The 18,103-nt window shown below is 38.1% G+C and carries 18 protein-coding genes; 11 read left to right on the forward strand and 7 right to left on the reverse strand.

Going from position 1 to position 18,103, the window contains the following annotated elements:
- Nucleotides 1-145: 145 nt before the first annotated feature.
- Both AC0IWT_RS19540 and AC0IWT_RS19545 read right to left on the reverse strand, forming a co-directional pair.
- On the reverse strand, nucleotides 146-811 hold the full coding sequence (locus AC0IWT_RS19540; RefSeq protein WP_056871877.1) for a tetratricopeptide repeat protein: 666 nt from the start codon (nucleotides 809-811) through the stop codon (nucleotides 146-148).
- Nucleotides 812-931: 120 nt separating this feature from the next.
- Nucleotides 932-1,381, reverse strand: coding sequence for a hypothetical protein (locus AC0IWT_RS19545; protein WP_056871876.1), 450 nt, complete (start codon nucleotides 1,379-1,381; stop codon nucleotides 932-934).
- Nucleotides 1,382-1,424: 43 nt separating this feature from the next.
- Between AC0IWT_RS19545 and recF the strand changes: the two genes are divergently transcribed.
- A complete protein-coding gene (gene recF, locus AC0IWT_RS19550; RefSeq protein ID WP_471798440.1) occupies nucleotides 1,425-2,528 on the forward strand; it encodes a DNA replication/repair protein RecF in 1,104 nt (367 codons plus the stop codon).
- Nucleotides 2,521-2,811: a DciA family protein gene (locus tag AC0IWT_RS19555; protein WP_056871874.1), complete on the forward strand. Its 291-nt coding sequence runs from the start codon at nucleotides 2,521-2,523 to the stop codon at nucleotides 2,809-2,811. The genes recF and AC0IWT_RS19555 overlap by 8 nt, the downstream gene beginning before the upstream one ends.
- Nucleotides 2,812-2,875: 64 nt before the next feature.
- On the opposite strand, the gene AC0IWT_RS19560 is transcribed toward AC0IWT_RS19555, so the two are convergent.
- The 3 genes from AC0IWT_RS19560 to AC0IWT_RS19570 form a co-directional block, all read right to left on the reverse strand.
- Nucleotides 2,876-3,049 carry a hypothetical protein gene (locus AC0IWT_RS19560; protein WP_200940356.1) on the reverse strand — a complete coding sequence of 58 codons (174 nt, stop codon included), beginning with the start codon at nucleotides 3,047-3,049 and terminating at the stop codon, nucleotides 2,876-2,878.
- A gap of 55 nt (nucleotides 3,050-3,104) precedes the next feature.
- Nucleotides 3,105-3,833 carry an FKBP-type peptidyl-prolyl cis-trans isomerase gene (locus AC0IWT_RS19565; RefSeq protein ID WP_471798441.1) on the reverse strand — a complete coding sequence of 243 codons (729 nt, stop codon included), beginning with the start codon at nucleotides 3,831-3,833 and terminating at the stop codon, nucleotides 3,105-3,107.
- Between the two features lie 131 nt (nucleotides 3,834-3,964).
- Complete coding sequence (locus AC0IWT_RS19570) at nucleotides 3,965-4,384, reverse strand: nucleoside-diphosphate kinase (RefSeq protein ID WP_056871872.1); 420 nt, start codon at nucleotides 4,382-4,384, stop codon at nucleotides 3,965-3,967.
- A gap of 274 nt (nucleotides 4,385-4,658) precedes the next feature.
- Here AC0IWT_RS19570 and AC0IWT_RS19575 point away from each other — a divergent pair, with 274 nt between their 5' ends.
- The 7 genes from AC0IWT_RS19575 (at nucleotide 4,659) to AC0IWT_RS19605 (ending at nucleotide 13,948) form a co-directional block, all read left to right on the forward strand.
- Nucleotides 4,659-7,055 (forward strand): TonB-dependent siderophore receptor, encoded by a 2,397-nt coding sequence (locus AC0IWT_RS19575; protein ID WP_471798442.1) that lies wholly within the window; start codon nucleotides 4,659-4,661, stop codon nucleotides 7,053-7,055.
- 159 nt (nucleotides 7,056-7,214) lie between these two features.
- Nucleotides 7,215-8,225 carry a DHH family phosphoesterase gene (locus AC0IWT_RS19580; RefSeq protein ID WP_471798443.1) on the forward strand — a complete coding sequence of 337 codons (1,011 nt, stop codon included), beginning with the start codon at nucleotides 7,215-7,217 and terminating at the stop codon, nucleotides 8,223-8,225.
- Between the two features lie 137 nt (nucleotides 8,226-8,362).
- Nucleotides 8,363-9,358 (forward strand): FKBP-type peptidyl-prolyl cis-trans isomerase, encoded by a 996-nt coding sequence (locus tag AC0IWT_RS19585; protein WP_056871869.1) that lies wholly within the window; start codon nucleotides 8,363-8,365, stop codon nucleotides 9,356-9,358.
- Between the two features lie 104 nt (nucleotides 9,359-9,462).
- Nucleotides 9,463-10,230, forward strand: coding sequence for a TatD family hydrolase (locus AC0IWT_RS19590; protein WP_471798444.1), 768 nt, complete (start codon nucleotides 9,463-9,465; stop codon nucleotides 10,228-10,230).
- A 109-nt stretch (nucleotides 10,231-10,339) separates the two neighbouring features.
- The gene (locus tag AC0IWT_RS19595) at nucleotides 10,340-11,356 is read left to right on the forward strand and encodes an asparaginase (RefSeq protein ID WP_056871867.1); all 1,017 of its coding nucleotides are present in this window, start codon (nucleotides 10,340-10,342) and stop codon (nucleotides 11,354-11,356) included.
- A 137-nt stretch (nucleotides 11,357-11,493) separates the two neighbouring features.
- Nucleotides 11,494-12,906 carry an MBL fold metallo-hydrolase gene (locus AC0IWT_RS19600; RefSeq protein ID WP_471798445.1) on the forward strand — a complete coding sequence of 471 codons (1,413 nt, stop codon included), beginning with the start codon at nucleotides 11,494-11,496 and terminating at the stop codon, nucleotides 12,904-12,906.
- A 79-nt stretch (nucleotides 12,907-12,985) separates the two neighbouring features.
- Nucleotides 12,986-13,948, forward strand: a complete 963-nt coding sequence (locus tag AC0IWT_RS19605) for a YpdA family putative bacillithiol disulfide reductase (protein ID WP_471798446.1) — start codon at nucleotides 12,986-12,988, stop codon at nucleotides 13,946-13,948.
- 21 nt (nucleotides 13,949-13,969) lie between these two features.
- Here the strand turns inward: AC0IWT_RS19605 and AC0IWT_RS19610 are convergent, their stop codons facing one another.
- Nucleotides 13,970-14,791 carry an alpha/beta hydrolase gene (locus AC0IWT_RS19610; protein ID WP_471798447.1) on the reverse strand — a complete coding sequence of 274 codons (822 nt, stop codon included), beginning with the start codon at nucleotides 14,789-14,791 and terminating at the stop codon, nucleotides 13,970-13,972.
- Nucleotides 14,792-14,822: 31 nt separating this feature from the next.
- A complete protein-coding gene (locus AC0IWT_RS19615) occupies nucleotides 14,823-15,824 on the reverse strand; it encodes an alpha/beta hydrolase (RefSeq protein ID WP_471798448.1) in 1,002 nt (333 codons plus the stop codon).
- 71 nt (nucleotides 15,825-15,895) lie between these two features.
- Here AC0IWT_RS19615 and AC0IWT_RS19620 point away from each other — a divergent pair, with 71 nt between their 5' ends.
- Both AC0IWT_RS19620 and AC0IWT_RS19625 read left to right on the forward strand, forming a co-directional pair.
- Nucleotides 15,896-16,867, forward strand: a complete 972-nt coding sequence (locus AC0IWT_RS19620) for a polyprenyl synthetase family protein (RefSeq protein WP_471798449.1) — start codon at nucleotides 15,896-15,898, stop codon at nucleotides 16,865-16,867.
- Complete coding sequence (locus tag AC0IWT_RS19625; protein ID WP_471798450.1) at nucleotides 16,867-17,922, forward strand: TerC family protein; 1,056 nt, start codon at nucleotides 16,867-16,869, stop codon at nucleotides 17,920-17,922. The genes AC0IWT_RS19620 and AC0IWT_RS19625 overlap by 1 nt, the downstream gene beginning before the upstream one ends.
- The last annotated feature ends 181 nt before the right edge of the window (nucleotides 17,923-18,103 follow it).

Here is an 18,103-nt window from a genome sequence, read left to right on the forward strand (position 1 = left end):
AACGTGATGAAGCCTTTCGCCCACAGGCAGGCAGCTGTCCCGCCGGAGACTAAGATGCTGCGTTAGCGAAGCGTGTTTTTTGCAAAAATGACTACAAAAAAAAAGACCTTCAAATGAAGGTCTTTTATATTATGTTATTTAATGATTACTTAACCTGTTCCTGAGCTCTTGCGATATAAGCATCAACTAATTGTGCTTCCTGGCTTTCCGGGTACTGCGTTTTAATTTTAGTATAAGCTTCTACGGCACCTTTAAAATCTTTCAGGTTTTCATTCACTAAACCTAATTTCTTTAAAAACATAGGAGATGTAAATTTGCTCGATTTATCAGCAGCCTTCTTATAATAAGTAACAGCCTGTTTATAATCTTTTAATTCACTGTAAGCATCGCCCAATAAACCTAAAGCTAAAGGATCTGCAACCGGACTGCCAGTAGCGCTGTACTTACTCAAAGCATCAATTGCTTGTTTGTATTCGCCTTTGCGTAAATAAATACCTCCTAAATAAAGGTTTGCTAAATTTGCTGATTTTGTATTATCGTAGTCTTTAGCAATTTGCTCTAATCCCGGATAACCACCTTCGCCTTTAATTGCTTTATTCGATAAAGAATCAACACCAATTAATTGCTCGGCTTTGAACATTTTGCTCGCAGCTTCCTGTGCACGATCTTTTAAATATACGTTTTGGTACCAAATATAAACACCAATTAAAACGATTACAGCTCCTGCTATAAATAACAGGCTTTTATTATTTTCCTGTAAAAAAGAACCTTTTCTAATAGGTTGAGTTGTCTGATTATCTGTTGTAGACATGTTTGTTTAAAAAATTAAGATTGCAAAAATACGTTTTTCAATCAAAGTATCAACCTTTATTTTCAAGTATTTAATTAAACAATAGTTATTTAGGGGCAGAAATTTTCAAGTTTTAAATTATCAACGCAATAAACTAATTAGCGTATTAAACCAGGTTTTGTTGTCGCTAAAAAAGCCAGTGTGGTTTATCACCAGATAAACCGTTTGGCTTTCGGAGTGGTTTATAAATGATTTAATTCTAATTGGTTGCCAGAACATGCCCAGGTTTTTTACTGACGAGGCTGGAAAGAGTTCGTCGAAACCCATGTAAACTTCCTCAATGTTTGAAAGCGGCAGTTCTAAATGCTCATCGCCTGTGATAAATAAGCCGTTGGATGCAAGTAAAATATTGCCCTCGTGATTATGCAAGGGCTTTAAAAAAGAAAACATGCCCGCAAACCTTTTTATCCAACCAAAATTTTTCTCGTTGTTAAGTTCGTAATCGTAAGACCAAAGGACATTTCCTTCTAACATTTTTTGTGCTACCATATATTTATACTTGCGATGAATGTAAGCTTTAATTTTTAACATTGAACATTTGAAGGGTAAAAATTAGGTAAATTGCGGCATAATTATGTGGTTGAAGAACATTACCCTTCTTAATTTCAAAAACTATGGCGATGCAGCAATCAGCTTCTCTGATACCGTAAACGTTTTTACAGGCAATAACGGCTCAGGAAAAACGAATATGCTCGATGCCATACACTACCTTTGTTTGTGTAAAAGTTATTTTAACCCGATTGACGGGCAGCAAATTAAAACCGGCGAAGACATTTTTATGATTCAGGGCGATTTTGACAGGAATTTGAAAAATGAAAAAATTAGCTGTGGCGTAAAAAGAAATCAGAAAAAACAATTTAAGCGCAACAAAAAAGAATACGATAAACTTGCCGATCATATTGGACTGTTTCCTGTTGTAATGGTTTCGCCCTATGATGTAAACCTGATTATGGAGGGAAGCGAGGAGCGAAGAAAGTTTATTGATAACGTGATTTCGCAGACTGATTCACATTACCTCGATCAGTTAATAGCTTATAACCGCGTGCTGGCAAACAGAAATGCGTTGCTAAAACAAATTGCCCTTACTAAAAGGTACGACGCTACGTTGCTTCAAATACTCGATGAGCAATTGATTAACGCCGGTAAGAAGATTTTTGCCATTCGTAAGGCCTTTATGAATGAGTTTATCCCTTTGTTTAACCAGTATTATAGCTACCTTACTGATAACAAGGAAACCGTTGAATTGTCTTATCTATCGCAGCTAAATGAAACTCCTTTTGATGAGTTGTTGCAGAAATCTGTTGAAAAGGACCGCGTTTTAGAGCGTACGACAACTGGAGTTCATAAAGATGAGCTTGCTTTTATAATAAGTGGAATGGCTTTGAAAAAATTTGGCTCCCAAGGCCAGCAAAAGTCATTTTTGATTGCGTTAAAACTGGCTCAATATGCCTATCTCGCAAAAAATAAAGGCTTTAAACCATTATTGTTATTGGATGATATTTTCGACAAACTAGATGATAGTCGCGTGCAGAAGCTTATGCAAATGGTTTCTCATCACGATTTCGGACAAATATTTATTACTGATACAGGAATCGAACGAGTTAAATCAATTTTTAAAAAGATAGAAGTTGATGTAACTTTGTTTGAAGTAGAAAACGGACAAATAAAGCATGCGTAAACCTAATGATGTTACCTTGAAAGATGCCATCGGCAAAATGCTTGATGTGTACAGGTTGCGCCGTAAATTCGATGAAACCTCCATCCTTGCCATATGGCCCGAAATTATGGGTACGGCAATAGCGAACCGCACAAAGCAAATTTATATCCACGATAAAAAGCTTTTTATACGCATCGAATCTTCCGTAATAAAAAATGAACTCGTATTGGTAAGGCAGGGCATAATTCAAAAACTAAATGCGCATGCGGGCAGCGAAGTGATAACAGAAATGATCTTTTTGTAAACAAAAAAGCTGAAGTTTTCGTCTTCAGCTTTTTCGTAAAATTAATACTTAAAGTAATTTATAATTATCCTTTACCACCAAATACCTTGGATAATATCCAGATTATTACCGCAACTACGATTACTACGACTATAATTCCAGACCAAACGCCGGCTTTAAATATACCTTCTACAAGTTCGCAACTGCTTAAGGTGGTGCATAAAAATGCAATCAGTACTAAAGGGAATGTTCTTTTCATGATGTTAATTTTGATATATCTAACATCTTAATAAGAAATAATGTTTTACAATTTATTATTTACCGTTAACTTTTAAAAGCTCGATTTCGAAAATTAATGTACTGTAGGGCGGTATGTCTGGTCCGTAACCACGCTCACCGTAGGCTAAATCGTAAGGCACAAATAACTTATATTTAGATCCTGCGTTCATCAGTTGTACGCCTTCTGTCCACCCTTTTATAACCTGGTTTAAAGTAAAAGTAATGGGCTCACCACGATCATACGAGCTATCAAACTGCTTTCCGTTTAGTAACGTTCCTTTATAATGAACCAATACAGAATCAGATACTGATGTCGGTTTTGCGCCTGTTCCCGCTGTTAAAACCTCATACTGCAGGCCGCTAGCGGTTGTTTTTACGCCGGCACGTTTGCCATTTTGCGCTAAAAAAGTTTTCCCTTCGGTGATGTTTCCGGTAAACTTTCCTTTATTAGCGTTCGTAAGTGCATCATTAATGCATTGTTGTGCCTGTTGTTGATTTAAAATTACGTTGCCGCCTGTAAATGCATCCTTAAGGCCTTTCAATAATACCTCGTAATTCATGGTAGAAAGTCCGGTTGTTTTTAGGCTGGCCCCTATAGATGAACCGAACGCATAGCTAACAGAATCTAAACTAGATTTTAAAGCTAAAGGTGCTGCGGTTGTCTTAGTTGCGGTAACTGGCTTTTTTGCAATAGGCTTTTTTGTCTGTGCAATAGAGTTAAAAGCAATGCCTAGAGCAAATATTGTTACGATAGTTTTTTTCATTTGTGTGTTTTTATTATTGTTTCCTAACGGAGGAAAACGATTTGTTATTATTTATGGGGCGAAAGATACAAAACTTATAAAACAATAAAACCCCGACTAATCGAGGTTTTAAATTCTATTTAAACCGTTTTTTAGAAACGTTCGTCAGCTTTGAAAAAGAAATTTCCTTCGATTTCAGCATTTTCGTCTGAATCTGAACCATGTACTGCATTCGCATCGATAGATTTCGCATATTTCTGGCGGATTGTACCTTCTGCAGCTTCAGCCGGATTTGTTGCACCGATTAGCTTTCTGAAATCTTCAATCGCATTGTCTTTCTCCAAAATTGCCGCAACAATCGGTCCTGACGACATGAAGCTTACTAAATCTTTGTAAAAAGGACGTTCTGCATGTACTGCGTAAAACTGACCAGCAGTTTCATCAGTTAGCTTAGTATATTTCAATGCAACGATTTTAAATCCTGCATTTGTGATGTCGTTTAAGATTGATCCAATATGGCCGTTTGCAACCGCATCTGGCTTAATCATGGTAAAAGTTCTGTTAGTGCTCATTGTGCTTTAATATCAAATTTTTTGCAAAAGTACATTTTAATTGCTGAAAGATAAATGTTTATTAAATCTTTACTCATTTATGGAGAGCGATTTCAATGCCAAATTAAGGTTGATGTTTTTTAAAATTTTTATTTCTCCCGAAATAGCCTTTTAGATGAGTTTAAGATGGATATTTAACTAAAATGGTTTTCTATTTAAAATAAGTCTAAATAAAATTTGGAAATTACCCTAGCGATATTACCTTTGCGGCTGTTTAGAATCAATCCAAATAATCATGAATAAAAAATTTACCCGTATCTCAAATCTGATAATCGTAATGCTACTTTTATCAGTAAACTTAATAGCCCAAAACAGAGTAGCAGGCATTAGCGGCCAGGTAAAAACCAGCGATGGGAAAGCTGCACCATATGTGAGTGTTGGTTTAAAGAACGGCGGCAAAACCACGCAAACCGATCAGAATGGTAACTTTACAATCAATAATTTAACTGACGGAAAATATATCGTTAAAATTTCTGCCGTTGGAGTAAAAGCCATGCAGCAAGAAGTTACAATTATTGATGGGCAGTCTGCCACCGTAAATTTTTCGATTTCAGAATCGGCCTCTCAGTTAGATGAGGTTTCAATCAACGGATATAAAACACCAAATAAAAAGCCGGTTAATTTAGGAAAGATAGCGATTGCACCAATTGATTTGCCTCAGGCAGTTCAAATTGTCGGTGCTCAGGTAATTCGTGATCAGCAAGCAAATACGCTAGGTGACGTAATGAAAAACATTAATGGCGTGGCTTTGGGCGCTAACCGAGGTTCGGTAGGCGAAAACTTTTACGCAAGAGGCTATAGCCTGGGTTCAAATAATGTTTTTAAAAACGGGGCCAGAACAACAATTGGCGGAAGTCCGGAAGCAAGCACTTTAGAATCTGTTGAAGTTTTAAAAGGTAGTGCTGCAATCTTGTATGGCGGCGTTAGTGGTGGCGCAGTAGTAAACATGGTTACGAAGAAGCCGAAATTTGAATATGGTGCTGAAGTTTCTATGCGTGTTGGCAGCTACGATTTATACAAACCAATAGTAGATATATATGGTCCTATCTCTAAAAAAGTGGCTTTTAGAGTAATTGGCACTTATGAATCAGCAGGGAGTTACAGGGATAATGTTAGCTCAAAAAGGTTTTATGTAAACCCCTCTCTATTATACAAAATTGGCGAAAACACCGAACTGATTGTACAGGGAGATTACCTGAAAAGTAATTTTACCCCAGATTTTGGAATCGGAACAGTTGGTAATGCGCTTGCTCCTTTGGCGAGAAATGTATTCGTTAATACAAACTGGGCATACAACAAAACCAATACTTCAACGGCCCAGGCTGTATTAAATCACAAATTTAATGATGATTGGAAACTAAACGTTATTGCCGCTGTGCAAGCCTATAACAGAGACTATTTCTCGGCCGAACGCCCTGCTGCTAACGCTGCGGGCATTTGGAACAGAGCGCTAACCCGCTCTGATATTGAGGAGTTTACGTTTAATCAGCAAGTAAATTTAACTGGAAATTTTAAACTGGCCGGATTCAAAAATAGCCTTTTGGTTGGTGCTGATGCAGACCAGTCTAAAACCAAAACCGGTGGCTTTGCTTCAACAAACGTTTTGCCTGCCGCTGCGCCTACCTATTACGATAGCGTAAATCTGTTAGACCCATCATCTTTTGATAAACCAAGTAATTTTAATATGCCCAACACCACTTTACTTACAAATACAAACGCGAATGTATTTAGAATGGGTGGTTTTGTTCAGGATTTGATATCATTAACTGAGCAGTTTAAGGTGTTGGCCGGAGTTCGGTGGTCGTTCCAGAAAACGCCAACAACAACCATAAACACACTTGCCAGCGGTGTAGATTCGAAGGGAAGCGCCGCTGATAAAATTGATAAGGCTTTTTCTCCAAAATTTGGTTTGATCTATCAGCCGGTTTCATCAACTTCAATTTATGCAAGCTACTCTAACAATTTCACCTCTAATACAGGCATCGATATTGCAACCAATGGTCCAATGGGGCCATCAATAATCGACCAGTATGAAGCGGGCATCAAAAACGATTTCTTTAAAGGAAAGCTTTCGGCGAACCTAACGGTGTACAGAATTAAAAATGACAAATTTGCGCAGACTGCTTTAGCAGATCCAACAAAACGTGAATTTTCCGGCGCAACTGCAAGCGATGGTGTCGAAATTGATGTATCGGGAGTGGTGCTGCCTGGTTTAAACTTTATAGCCGGCTACGCTTATAATTATATGCGATACACATCAACATTGGCTGTTACCGGTATTGTTGAGGGCGAACGTGTTGTTGGAACAACAAAAAACACCGCAAATGGAACAGTATTTTATACCTTTCAGGATGGTGCGGTTAAAGGCCTAAAATTTGGCGCATCAGCTTTTTATACAGGTGATAGAAATGGTGGACGGAACACAACAAAAAACAACTCTTCATCAGGTATTATTCCTTTAAGCGCTTTTACAACCTTCGATTTTTCGGCTGGCTACAGCTGGAAAAAGATTTCACTGCTTGCTAAAGTTGCGAACATCTCTAATGAGTTAAACTATTTTGTACATGAAAATTATAGTGTGAACCCAATTCCTCCACGTCAGTTCGTTACAACGTTATCTTACAAATTTTAACAGATAACCTTATTTAAAATAAGCGGGTTAGCCTTTAATGGAGGCTAACCCGTTTTCTTTTCATAGCGAAATTGGAGCACGCTTTGAAACATTATCATTAATGAGTTAAATAAGAGCTCAACTAATACTAAATTTACTTAGCTTTGCAGCGCAAAAATTATGCTTACATTAACAGAGTTAAAATCCTTATTGGCTACGCCACAGAAAATTGTAGTCACCACACATCACAAACCTGATGGCGATGCAATGGGTTCGTCTTTAGGTTTATATGGCTATTTAATTCAAAAAGGCCATCACGTAAAAGTGATAACGCCTACCGATTACCCTGTGTTCTTACATTGGATGCCAAATAATGCCGACGTCGTTATCTTTACAGAAGAACAAGAAAAAGCCGCGAAACTGGTAGAAGCAGCAGCGCTGATTTTTTGTTTGGATTTTAACACACTAAGCAGAATTAATGAGTTAGGCGAACTGGTAAGAGCTGCTTCAGCGAAAAAAGTAATGATTGATCATCACTTAGACCCTGAGGATTTTGACGATTACCGCCATTGGGATATTAATGCCTGTGCAGCCGCTCAATTGGTTTACGATTTTATTGTTAATCAGTTAGAGGATGAAAAAGGAATTAATAAAGATGTTGCATCATGTCTTTATACAGGAATAATGACAGACTCTGCATCGTTCCGCTTTCCTCTGGCTACATCAAATGTATATCGCATTGCGGCAAACCTTATCGATTTAGGCGCCGAGCACTGGAAAATTCATCAATTGGTTTACGATAATGCGAGCGAAGATCGTTTGCGCTTTCTTGGTTATTGCTTATCGAACAAACTTGAAGTTTTCCACGAGTTTAACACGGCAATTATTACGGTTACCAAAGATGAACTTGCAAAATACCACAGTGCAACCGGCGATACGGAAGGTGTAGTAAATTATGCTTTATCCATAAATGGAATTCGTTTGGCGGCTTTAATTATCGAAAGGCCAGATAAAGTGAAGTTATCGTTACGCTCTACTGGAGATTTTCCTGCCAACGAAATTTGCAAAAAGTATTTCAATGGAGGTGGGCACAGAAATGCAGCTGGCGGTGCGTCAGATAAATCACTAACTGAGGTAATTGAAGAGTTTAAGTCGATATTGCCAGAATATAAAAGCCAGCTATTGTTATAATAGTGCTATACTGAATTAAGAAAATCAATAATTAAATAATAAAATCTGCTAAGCAGGGTTTAAAAAAGGAACAATCAATTAAAATAATGAAACCTGCGAAGCAAGCTTCATGACAAATAAAAATCAATAGACAAATAATGAAAAAAGGAATAATTATTCTATTTGCAGCAACGTTAGGCTTAGCTGCTTGTAACAATTACAAAAAAGGTGAAGGAGATTTGCAGTACAAAATCTTAAAAGATGAAGGCAAAGAAAAAATCAAAGAAGGCGATTTCGTAAAATTAAACGGTATACAAACTGTTGAAAGCGCTACAAATGCGGACTCGACTTTAGTAAACACTTATGACAATGAACGTCCAGCTTTTTTCCCGATTAGCAAATCAATGTTTAAAGGCGATTTAGTTGCTGCTTTAAAAATGTTAGGCGAAGGCGATAGTGCGTCGTTCAAATTGAATTTAGATTCGATGGCAAAATATTCTGGCCAGCCAAAACCAGCAGGTTTGAAAAGTAACTACGCAACCTTTACAGTAAAAATTGAAAAGGTATTGCACAAAGCTGCGAATGAAGCAGATTCTACTTTCGAAACAAAGAAAAGAAGTTTCTTCGAGACAGAATACAAAGCTTTAATTGCTAAAAATAAAGCAAACGAGTCTGCAAAAATCAAAAAATACATCGACGACAATAAATTAGAGGTTAAATCTACAGCTTCGGGTTTACAATATGTTATCGAAAAACCGGGTAATGCTGAAAGAGCGGCTTTAACGGATACTGTGATGGTAGATTATACCGGCCAGTTTACAACTAAAAAAGGCGACGGCAAAATCAATGTTTTCGATACATCAGACGAAAAGATTGCTAAAGAGGCAGGTATTCACTCACCAATGGCTCAATATAGTGCTCGTCCGTTGGTGCTGAGTCAATTGGCTCCAGGTTTTATCGAAGGCGTTCAATTAATCGGCGTTGGTGGTAAAGTTAAAATTATCATCCCATCAAAACTAGGTTATGGCGAAAACGGTGGTGGACCAATTAATCCATTTACACCTTTAGTTTTTGATATTGAAATCAAATCTATTAAAAAAGGAAATCCGGTAACGGCTGCGGCTCCACCGGCTCCGGTTGCACCAGCTCAATAAGCGGTTATAAATCATTTTCAAAGCCCCGGAATTTCACATTTCGGGGCTTTGTTGTTTGATAAACTTTTCCCTAATCTTCGAACGATAACAATTATCTTTGCGATATGATTTTTACCGATACCCACACCCATTTATACTACGAGCAGGATGCTGAAAAACAAGCTCAATTGATGGAGCGTTGCTTTGAAAATGATGTAAACCGGTTGTTCCTGCCTAATGTAGATGTAGCTTCAATTGCAATGATTGATGATTTGGTAAATAAGTATCCCAATCATTGTTTCGCAATGGCTGGCTTGCACCCCTGCGACGTGAAAGATGGTTTTGAAGAGCAACTTGATGTTATATATAAAAGCATAAGCAACAGGAAAATATATGCAATAGGAGAGATCGGAATTGATTTGTACTGGGATAAAACCACATTAGATAAGCAGAAAGATGCGTTTCATAAACAAATTAGCTGGGCGAAAAATTTATCACTGCCAATCGTGATCCATTGTCGCGAGGCTTTTGATGAAGTTTTTGAAGTGTTAGAAAGCGAACGTGATGAGAAGCTGCGGGGCATTTTTCATTGTTTCACAGGAAATTTAGAGCAGGCAAAACAGGCTATAGATTTAAATTTCTATTTAGGCATAGGTGGCGTTGTTACTTATAAAAAGGCTGGTCTTGATGCTGTTTTGGCTAATATACCCCTGGCAAACCTGGTGCTCGAAACCGATGCTCCTTATCTGGCCCCGGTTCCTTTTAGGGGGAAACCGAATGAAAGCAGTTACCTGATCTACGTTGCTCAAAAACTAGCCGAAATATATCAGGTTTCAATTGAGGAAATTGCAAGTGTAACAACTGAAAACTCAAAGAAAATTTTTGGAATATAGTTTCATTCGTAATGGCTGATGTACCAGTTATTTTACAATTAGAGTAAAACTAAGCTTTAAATAGAAATCTTTTACGTTCTTTTGCGGTGAGCAACCTTTACCAAACCAAATGAACAAAATCCTTATAATTTATACTGGTGGCACAATCGGTATGATAAACGACCCGGTAAACGGGATGTTGGTGCCTTTTAATTTTGAGCAGATAAAAGAAAATGTGCCCGAATTAAGTCGCCTTAATTACCACCTGGATGTTCATTCTTTTAATCCGGTTTTGGATTCGTCCAACATCGATCCGGAAATTTGGAAAACCTTAGCCGAACTTGTTTACAAAAATTACGATTTGTACGATGGTTTCGTTATTCTGCATGGTTCTGATACAATGGCTTTCACAGCTTCGGCATTGAGTTTCATGCTCGAAAATCTCAGTAAACCGGTCGTATTAACCGGCTCCCAGTTGCCTATCGGAGAAATTAGAACCGATGCAAAGGAGAATTTAATTACTGCGCTTGAAATTGCGGCAACAAAAGAAAACGGCAAGGCTTTAGTGCCCGAAGTTTGTATTTATTTCGATGCGCAACTTTTTAGAGGAAACCGTTCGATAAAATATAACATTGAAAAGTTTGAGGCATTCCGCTCACCAAATTATTCAATTCTGGCAGAGGCGGGTGTTCATCTGCAATTCCACGAAAATTACATCTTAAAAGCGCCGGCAGAGCCGCTTATTCTGCGCACAAATTTCAATTCTAATATCGGCGTTCTAAAGTTATATCCTGGCATTACACCGCAAGCCGTCCAGGCAATTACCAATTCTCAGGTCAATGCAATTATTTTAGAAACTTTCGGTTCAGGTAACACCACAACGGCTAAATGGTTCCTAGACGCATTGAAAATGGCGCTCGATAACGGCAAAATTATCATCGACATTTCGCAGTGTAAAAAAGGTTCTGTGCAACTCGGAAGATATGAAACAAGCCGCGAATTGCAACAAATGGGTATTCTGAGTGGTTTCGATTTAACATTCGAAGCTACCGTTACCAAGTTGATGTTTGTGATGGGGTTGGATTTACCAATTGAGGAAAGTAAAAAGCTAATGGAGCAATCGCTACGCGGCGAGTTAACCAATTAAGTAAAACTTCTGCAATTATGATGCAAGTCATTCCGGTTATGAGTAATTAGCCCTATTTTTGTTGGTAAAGGTTAAAGTAATGGTTAAAGATGATTTGATTTATCTGAAACCTGATGCTTATTTTTAACACTTACAATATGAAAATAGAACAAATATATACTGGTTGTTTAGCGGAGGCTGCTTATTACATAGAAAGTAATGGCGAAGCGGCAATCATCGATCCGCTGAGAGAAGTTTCCACTTATCTAAAGAAAGCGGAGAAAGCTGGCGCAACAATCAAGTATATTTTTGAAACTCATTTTCATGCCGATTTTGTTTCGGGCCATGTAGATTTAGCAGAGAAATCTGGTGCCAAGATTATTTACGGCCCAACCGCTAAAACTGATTTCCAATCACATATCGCTAAAGATGGCGAACAGTTTAAGCTAGGCAACTTAACCATTACCGCATTACATACGCCTGGGCACACGCTGGAATCAACCACTTATTTATTAACTGATGAACAAGGTAAAGATTATTGCATTTTTAGTGGTGATACCCTTTTTATTGGTGATGTAGGCCGACCTGATTTGGCGCAAAAAGGACATTTAACCATGGAAGACTTGGCAGGAATGCTTTTCGATTCATTAAATGAAAAAATTAAGCCATTAGCCGATGATGTGATCGTTTATCCGGCTCACGGTGCTGGTTCTGCCTGCGGTAAAAGTATGAGCAAAGAAACTTTCGACACTCTCGGCCATCAAAAAGGAGTTAACTACGCCTTAAAAGCGCAAACAAAAGAACAATTTATTGCTGAAGTTACCGATGGGATTATGCCGCCGCCACAATACTTCGCAAAAAATGCGGCCATTAATAAAGGTGGGGTAGAAAGTATCGACGGTGTTTTTGAAAAAGGACTTGTTGCGTTGACTCCACAAGAATTTGAAAATTTAGCCAACCAGACTGGCGCAATAATGCTTGATACCAGAGACCCGCAGGCCTTTGCAAAAGGTTTTATTCCGAATGCAATCAATATCGGTTTAAACGGGCAGTTTGCCCCTTGGGTTGGTGCTTTAATTACCGATTTGGAACAACCAATTTTGCTGATAACCGATGAGGGAAAACAGCAGGAAGCCATTACGCGTTTAACGCGGGTTGGTTATGATAATACGATTGGATATTTAGACGGAGGCTTTGAAAGGTGGACTGACGCCGGAAAAGAGATCGACACCATAGAATCAATCTCCGCCGAAGCTTTTGAGGAGGCTGCAAACAAAGGTGAAATTACAGCTCTGGATGTTAGAAAACCTGGTGAGTATGAATCTGAGCACTTAGCGTTTACTTTAAGTCGGCCGTTAGATTTTATTAACGATTGGACAGGAGAAATTAATCCAAAGGGAGCTTACTATATCCATTGTGCAGGCGGCTACCGTTCGATGATAGCGGCTTCAATTTTAAAATCCCGTGGTGTAGAAAATGTTATAGATGTTGCCGGCGGTTATGCTGCAATAAAAAATACTGGTTTAGAAACCACTGATTTTTTGTGCCCGAGCAAGGTGATGACTAGTTAATTGCGTTAAGGAATTAAATAAAAGCTTTCGAAGTTGAATATCGAATTAGATAGGCAATATCATAAATAAATAGAATCTATTGGCAAATCAAAAACATTACGATGTATTAATTATTGGCAGCGGCCCAATCGGAATGGCTTGTGCTATAGAGGCAAAAAGAGCGAACTTAAGTTATGTAATAATTGAAAAAGGTGCTTTGGTAAACAGCCTATTCAATTATCCCGTTTTCATGACTTTTTTTTCAACTTCGCAAAAACTTGAGATTGGCGGTGTTCCGTTTGTAACCATCAACCCTAAGCCAAATCGGAATGAAGCCGTTGAATATTATCGTCGTGTTGCTGAGAAATTCGAATTAAACATCAACCTGTTTGAACGTGTTGAAAAGGTTGAAAAACCGAATGATATTTTCGAGATTTCGACTTCCAAATCCAATTATACCGCTGGGAATGTAATTGTTGCAACAGGTTTTTATGATGTACCATTAATGATGAATATTCCCGGTGAGGATTTGCCAAACGTTACGCACTATTATAAAGACCCACATTTGTATGCCTTTCAAAATGTTGTGGTTGTTGGCGCAAACAATTCTGGTGTCGATGCTGCGCTCGAAACCTATAGAAAGGGTGCAAATGTTACTATGGTGATTCGCAGCGGCGATTTGGGTCCTCATGTTAAGTACTGGGTGAGGCCGGATATTCAAAACCGAATTAAGGAGGGCGAAGTAAAGGCACTTTTTAACGCTGAACTTTTGGAGATTAGGCCAGGTGAGGTAGACATTAAAACGCCGGAAGGTATAATCACCATTGCAAACGATTTTGTAATCGCCATGACGGGCTACCAGCCGGATTTTTCCATGCTACGGAAATTTGGGATCAACTTACCTGAAAGCCTTTGCCCTGTTTACAACGAAGAAACAATGGAAACAAATGTTAAAGGTTTATACCTCGCGGGCGTGGTTTGTGGTGGCTTAGATACGCACAAGCTTTTCATTGAAAACTCCCGGGTTCACGCAGAAATTATCATAAAAAATATTATGAATTAGATCGTTTGCAAAACCGGAAGGCTATTGTATTTTCGGATACAAAAACATAAATCCTTTATAAAGGGCGTTATGCAAAATTGTTAAATGATTTTCCGCCGGAAGCGGCAGATATTCCACTTTAATGTTATTCTGTTGTCGCAAAAGTGCTAATAAATCCTTCGCGTCGTTCTCCATTTGTTTGCCTTCAGTACCTGTTGATAGGTAAACCTTCGTGCCCTTTGGCAATGCTTTTTGTAAATACTTCGGTGCCTGGAGTAAAAGCGACTCCTTATTCCACCACAAACTCGGACTAACTATCAAATAACCGGTAAAGAGCTGAGGCTTTTTCAGGAGAATTTCTGTCGCCAATAACCCGCCCAGCGATTGGCCGATAATCGTTTTTGAGTTGCTTGTTTTGTATTTTTTCTGAATAAGAGGTTGAAGTTCTTCTTCAATGAATCGGATAAAATTTTCTGATTTGCCTGTGGTTGGGAAATCTTTCAAATCCTGTTCGATGGAGGTAGGAAAGGTAAAATCTCTCCGTCTATCCACATTTGCAATGCCTACCAGGATAGATTTCGGCATGGCTTCAATCATCGTTAAAAATTGAATTAAACCTGCTACATGAATAAAATCTTCATTTGCAGAACCATCCAGAAGATAAATTACGGGGTAAGTTGTAGCAGAATCGGTACTGTAGCCTTCGGGCAAGTAAATGTTGAGTGCTCTGTTCTCTTTTAAAGTTGCGGATTGAATGGTCTGAACTTCGCCAATTATTAAAGGCTTGGCCTGTTCTGTTTTCTGCGCAAAAATATGACAGGATACAAGAGTTAAAGACAGGATTAGGCTAGCGCAAAACTTCATACAAATGGGTTAAGAAATCGAAAAATAAAAACTACTGCTGTGATACCGGTATCTTCAAAACATTGCCAACAAAATTGTCGATTGCAAGCTCTACACTTGGTAAATCTTTGGAAGTTATGTACGACCCTAAAACATGATTTCCACCGTTAGGGATAGCGATTTTCTTTTTCAACTCTGGCGCCGTTCCCAATTCGTTAAACATTTTAAGCATCGCATCAATACGAATTACAGGGTCTTGTTCGAGGTTATTTTTGAAATAATAAAGCATTAAAACGGGTTGTTTTACTTTTGTGAATACCGATTTTGTCATTGTACTTTCAACAAGTTCTTCAAGTTCAACCAATGATTCCAGCCTGTAATTGGTGTACCAATATTTTCTATATTCATCGCTCCGTCTATCTAAAACATGTCTTTCATCACCTCCAACAACCTTTCTGGCTATCTGCAAGCCCCAAGGGTCGTTTAAAAGCCATGCGTTTTTATCATTAATTGCCGCATTGGGCGAAATTAAAATTAAACTATTGATTTCCGGATAAATGGTCGCGAGTTTTATGGCTACTGTTCCGCCTGTTGAGGTGCCGATAATAATAACCTTTTTACCCAGCTTTTTTCCAATGGCGAGTGCCTGCTTGCTCGTTTCCCAAAGTTTATCTGCAGTGAAAAATTGCATTGGCGCAATGGTATCGATACCATGTTCTGCCAAACGCGGAAGAAATAAATTTGCCTTCAGCTTTTTCGCCAGGTTTAAATGTGTCGGGTTTCCTTCCATTTTCGAGGCCGAGAAACCGTGTAGGTAAACAATAGAATATTCCGTTTGCTTGTGGGTAGAATCAGCCCATATGATTTCAGCTTCATTACCTGGTTTAATTTTTTGACCACTTTCGATGGTTTTGATATAGGTTTCCAGTTCAGAAATGTCGGGTACCCTGGTTAAATCTTCATTGTAAACAGGCTTTTTGGGTTTAGGCCCGGCGAAATATGTTCCGATTAACAAAACCGAAAGACCTAATAGAATTTTATAGCGTTTTTTCAATGCAATATTTTATTAAATGTAAACTTTTATAGGAAATTAACCTAAGTTTGCAATCAAAATTTTTCGACTTAATGCCGGGAATCGAACAGATAAAAAAACCTATAGCAGCTGATATTAAAGCGTTTGAAAAAACCTTTAAAGATTCCATGCACAGCGATGCCCCGCTGCTTGATAGGATTACCCATTATATTGTTAAACAAAAAGGCAAACAAATGCGCCCAATGTTTGTGTTTTTTGCTGCGAAACTTTGCGGCGGAATTACAGAATCTACCCACAGAGGCGCAGCGTTGGTAGAGCTTTTACATACTGCCACTTTGGTGCATGATGATGTTGTGGACAACGCTTATGAACGCCGCGGTTTTTTCTCCATCAACGCTTTATGGAAAAATAAAATTGCCGTTTTGGTTGGCGATTATTTGTTAGCGAAAGGTTTGTTGTTATCTGTAAACAATAACGAACATAGATTGTTACAGATTGTATCAGAAGCAGTTAAACAAATGAGTGAGGGTGAGTTGTTGCAGATTGAGAAAGTTAGGAAAATGGATATATCTGAAGAACTTTACTTCGATGTTATCCGCCAGAAGACTGCTTCTTTAATTGCCTCATGCTGTGCTGCAGGAGCAGCGTCGGCCGGGGCCGATGATGCAACTGTTGAAAAGATGCGTTTATTTGGCGAAAAAGTTGGTATTGCCTTTCAAATTAAAGATGATACTTTTGATTTTGGAACCGACGATGTTGGTAAACCTTTAGGAATCGACATTAAAGAGAAAAAAGTTACCCTACCGTTAATTTATGCTTTAAGTAACTCCGATAAACCGGAGCGCAAAAAAATTATTAACCTCGTTAAGAACCACCAGGACGACCCGGCGAAAATTCAGCAGATTATAGATTTTGTAAACGCAAAGGACGGCGTATTTTATGCAAATCAAAAAATGCAGGATTATCAAAACGAGGCATTCCAGATTTTGCATCAATTTGAAGCTGGAGAGGCAAGAACAGGGTTGGAACAACTCGTACTATACACCACCGAACGTAAAAAATAATGAGCAACGAGTTACTTTTCAGCATAGGTTTTCTGCTATTCATCACGCTTATCTTAGCGCTCGATTTAGGTTTATTCAGTAAAAAAGAACATGTTGTAAGCTTAAAGCAAGCGGGCATAATGAGTTTAATTATGGTTGCCTTCGCCATTGGCTTTTATTTTATTCTGATAACCGAAGGCCAGGAGCTGCACGGAATTAAAGATTTTGCGCACCTGAAAGAAATTGTTGTCAAACATCAACACCATATTACCTTAATCCCCGACAATTTTGAGCAAAGCTTATCCATTTATAAGCAAAACCTTGGCTTAGAATTTTTAACGGGATATGTAATTGAATATGCGCTGTCTGTAGATAACATATTTGTAATTGTGCTAATATTTTCTGCTTTCGCAGTTGAAGAAAAGTATTACCACCGTGTGCTTTTCTGGGGTATTTTAGGTGCAATTTTAATGCGCTTCGTTTTCATTTTCGTTGGTGCTGCATTAATTACCAAATTTGCCTGGATACTTTATGTTTTTGGCGCATTCCTAGTTTTTACCGGTATAAGGATGTTTTTTAGTAAAGAAGGCGATGATAAAATCGACCCTGAAAATCATCCTGTAGTAAAATGGGCATCGAAAATCTTCGCGATTCATCCTAAATATGAAGGCAAAAAATTCTTCGTAAAAATTAATGCAAAAAGAATGGTCACACCATTGTTTTTGGTTTTGCTAATTGTTGAGTTTACTGATTTACTTTTTGCTGTCGATTCTATACCGGCCATTTTTGCAGTAACTAAAGACCCATACATTGTGTTTTTTTCAAATATATTCGCAATCATGGGACTTCGGTCTATGTTCTTTTTACTTGTAAATATTATCCACAAATTCCATTACTTAAAAACGGGATTAGCATTTCTGCTAACCTTTATAGGTGTAAAAATGCTTGCTCATTCTTACCTCGAGAAATGGGGTTTCACAACCGAACATTCGCTAATTGTCATCTTAAGCATTCTTGTTATTAGTGTTGTAGCCTCTTTAATTTTTCCGAAGAAAAAAATTCACGTCGAATCTTAATCTTTGATTATTTCCGTAATCCACTCAAAGTTGTTGTTGTAAGTTCGCCGGTTTCTTCCAAATTCCTGACTGTGGTCTAACCTGCTTTATACTTGCGGCAGATAAAATAATAGTGCGGAACTTGCTAAGGCCAGGCAAAATATACGTTACAGCGATTCGTATAAATTAATATTTTGTATTT

Source organism: Pedobacter sp. AC464, assembly GCF_979253075.1.